Annotated in this window: 3 protein-coding genes; all 3 read left to right on the forward strand. The window is 63.5% G+C overall.

Annotated features, from left to right (window positions below; translation table 11 throughout):
• A partial coding sequence (locus AC5DC2_RS23200) for a Rossmann-fold NAD(P)-binding domain-containing protein (protein ID WP_491700194.1) occupies positions 1–566 on the forward strand: 566 nt, incomplete at its 5' end.
• Positions 566–979 carry a proton-translocating transhydrogenase family protein gene (locus AC5DC2_RS23205; protein ID WP_024706603.1) on the forward strand — a complete coding sequence of 138 codons (414 nt, stop codon included), beginning with the start codon at positions 566–568 and terminating at the stop codon, positions 977–979. The genes AC5DC2_RS23200 and AC5DC2_RS23205, both read left to right, overlap by 1 nt.
• 12 nt (positions 980–991) lie before the next feature.
• On the forward strand, positions 992–2,259 hold a 1,268-nt coding region (locus AC5DC2_RS23210), incomplete at its 3' end, for an NAD(P)(+) transhydrogenase (Re/Si-specific) subunit beta (protein ID WP_491700195.1).

The raw sequence follows: 2,259 nt of genomic DNA on the forward strand, positions 1-2,259 counted from the left end.
CCGATGTCCGTCCCGCGGCCAAGGAACAGGTCGCCTCGCTCGGCGCGAAATTCATCGCCGTCGAGGATGACGAGTTCAAGGCGGCGGAGACCGCCGGCGGCTATGCCAAGGAAATGTCGGACGCATACAAGGCCAAGCAGGCCGAGCTCGTCGCCGCCCATATCGCCAAGCAGGACGTGGTCATCACCACCGCGCTGATTCCCGGCCGTCCCGCGCCGCGGCTCGTCACCCGTAAGATGCTGTCGGCGATGAAGCTTGGTTCGGTCGCGGTCGACCTCGCCGTCGAGCGCGGCGGCAATATCGAGGGCGCGGAAGCCGGCAAGGTCGCCACGGTCGAAGGCGTTTCCGTCATCGGCCTCCTCAATCTGCCCGGCCGGATCGCGGCATCCGCTTCGCTGCTTTACGCCAAGAACCTGCTCACCTTCTTCCAGACCCTGGTCGACAAGGAGAGCGGCGCAATCAACATCAACCGGGAGGACGAGCTCGTCGCCGCGACGCTTCTGACGCATGAAGGCGCGGTCGTTCATCCGAAATTCGGCGGCACGGTCGCCGGGGGAGAGGCCTGATGGCTTTTGAAGATGTCACCACCTCCATCAACGAGGCGATCACCTCGCTGGAGCAGGCCAAGACCGCGCTCGGCAATTTCGAGGACGGCTCGCTGGCAGCCCTTGCCCATGGCGCGACGGGCGGGGCGATCGATCCCTTCGTGTTCCAGCTGGCGATCTTCGTGCTCGCCGTCTTTGTCGGCTATTATGTCGTGTGGTCGGTCACGCCGGCGCTGCACACGCCGTTGATGGCCGTCACCAACGCCATTTCCTCGGTCATCGTCGTCGGCGCGCTTCTGGCCGTCGGCCTTTCGGCGAGCGGCCTTGCGACCGGCTTCGGCTTCGTGGCGCTCATTCTCGTCGCCATCAATATTTTCGGCGGATTTCTTGTCACCCAGCGCATGCTGGCGATGTACAAGAAAAAGGACAAGTAAGGCGGTCGGAACATGTCAGTCAATTTTGCAGCCTTGCTGTTCCTCGTATCAGCGGTTCTCTTCATTCTCGCGCTTCGAGGGCTTTCGCATCCCTCGACCAGCCGCAAGGGCAATATCTACGGCATGGTCGGTATGGCGATCGCCATCGGCACGACCCTGCTTCTGGCCAAGCCCGGCTTTTCGGCGCTGGTCTTCATCGTGCTGGCGCTGGCGATCGGCGGCGGCATCGGCGCCTATATCGCCCGCACCATTCCGATGACGGCAATGCCGCAGCTCGTGGCCGGGTTCCACTCGCTCGTCGGCCTTGCCGCCGTTCTGGTGGCCGCCGCCGCGCTCTATTCGCCGGAAAGCTTCAATATCGGCGTTCCCGATGATATCCACCTTCGGGCCCTGATCGAGTTGGCGATCGGCGCCGCGATCGGCGCGATCACCTTTACCGGGTCGATCATCGCCTTCCTCAAGCTCGACGGCCGCATGTCCGGCAAGCCGATCATGCTGCCCGGCCGTCATGCGATCAACATCGCGCTTCTGGTGGCGCTCGTCGTCTTCGTCGTCTCGCTTTCGGCAACGGCGAGCCCGATCCATTTCTGGCTGATCGTCATCATTGCCCTGGTGCTTGGCGTTCTCATCATCGTCCCCATCGGCGGCGCCGACATGCCGGTCGTGGTCTCGATGCTGAACTCCTATTCGGGCTGGGCGGCTGCCGGCATCGGCTTCACGCTCGGCAACATGGCGCTGATCGTCACCGGCGCGCTTGTGGGGTCCTCGGGTGCGATCCTCTCCTACATCATGTGCAAGGGCATGAACCGCTCGTTCATCTCGGTCATTCTCGGCGGCTTCGGCGGCGAGACGGCGTCCTCGGGCGGCGGCGACCAGGTTGAGCGCAACGTGAAGACCGGTTCGGCGGACGATGCCGCCTTCCTGATGGAGAACGCCTCCAAGGTGATCATCGTGCCCGGATACGGCATGGCGGTCGCCCAGGCCCAGCACGCGCTCAGGGAACTGGCCGATCTGTTGAAGGAGAAGGGCGTCGAGGTCAAATACGCCATTCATCCGGTTGCCGGCCGCATGCCGGGCCATATGAACGTGCTGCTCGCCGAAGCCAATGTGCCCTATGACGAGGTGTTCGAACTGGAAGACATCAACTCGGAATTCGCCCAGGCCGATGTCGCCTATGTGATCGGCGCCAACGACGTCACCAATCCGGCAGCCCGCGACGACAAGACCTCGCCGATCTACGGCATGCCGATCCTCGACGTCGACAAGGCCAAGACCTGCCT

Source organism: Martelella sp. (assembly GCF_984369615.1).

Coding starts and splice junctions, on each gene's coding strand:
- AC5DC2_RS23205 (WP_024706603.1), top strand. CDS start 566: ATGGCTTTTGAAGATGTCACCACCTCCATCAACGAGGCGATCACCTCG.